This window comes from Paenibacillus sp. 598K (assembly GCF_003851045.1).
Taxonomy (GTDB): Bacteria; Bacillota; Bacilli; order Paenibacillales; family Paenibacillaceae; genus Paenibacillus_D.
Map to the genome: position 1 here is coordinate 1 of NZ_BFBX01000286.1, position 922 is coordinate 922.

The 922-nt window shown below is 52.3% G+C and carries 1 protein-coding gene; it reads right to left on the bottom strand.

Going from position 1 to position 922, the window contains the following annotated elements; translation table 11 throughout:
* Window positions 1-144: 144 nt before the first annotated feature.
* Window positions 145-922, bottom strand: a 778-nt coding sequence (locus PA598K_RS35110) for a transposase (protein WP_148092059.1), incomplete at its 5' end; no start/stop codon positions are given.

The following is a 922-nucleotide window of genomic DNA, read 5'->3' on the forward strand; positions in this document are numbered from 1 at the left end:
GAGAAATTCAGACTTGGAGATCCCATCCAATTATGGACTTGAAATTTGCATATAGAGCCAGATTGGATGAAATAAGGCGTGACCTTCCCCCTCCCCACATGAAGGGGCACCGGGACTTCCAAGACATAAGTTGGGATTATGCGTTCATTCCAATAAAATACTTTTCTGCTCCATCTGTCGCCAGACCCTTTGGTTTTGGAAGGACACAGCCAGCTTTAAAGTCATCTGACGAGCATGACATACAAGTGTACCGGCAGAGCGGAAAAACTCTCGGCGCATCCGCTGGATGGTGTACGACTGACGAAGCGGATCGCAACAATGGTGCTTGAAGCGTTCAAAGAGATTGTAGGCGAGCAGCTTTAAGAGCAGGTCGATCTCATTGGTGGCAAACGACTGCGTAGGAATGCGGTGGATGGCGAAGCCATTCTTACCTTCCTTAATGTAATTCTCCATGCAGCAGCGCTGGTTGTAGAAACGCCACACGTCGATAGCATCCCAAGCCTCGGTTGTTACCATCGCTTCGTACTGCCAGAGTACGTCGAGTTCGAGCTGCGACTGATCGCCGTCCCAGCGAGGCATCTTGCGGATGACGGCAACGCGGCGTGTTTTCTCCCACGTTGTCGCTCGGTAGAGAAGGGATACGCCTTCTATGATCCAATCTTCGTCAACAAATCGCGTCCACTGCTCACAGGATTTCACCTGTTGCTGGAGACGTGGTGTCCATTTTAGTTTGCCGACATACCCGATCTTCTGTGCCTCCCAGAAGGCGTAGAAGTCCTCGCCACCAAAGCCTTTGTCGAAGCGAGCGTAACGCACCTGATGGGAACCCAGCAAAGCTAACGTCTGCTCAGCAAACGGCAGGACATCGGTCGAACTGCTTGTGTTGCCGGGGCGAAGGCAGGCGTTCAACAGCATCCGCGAG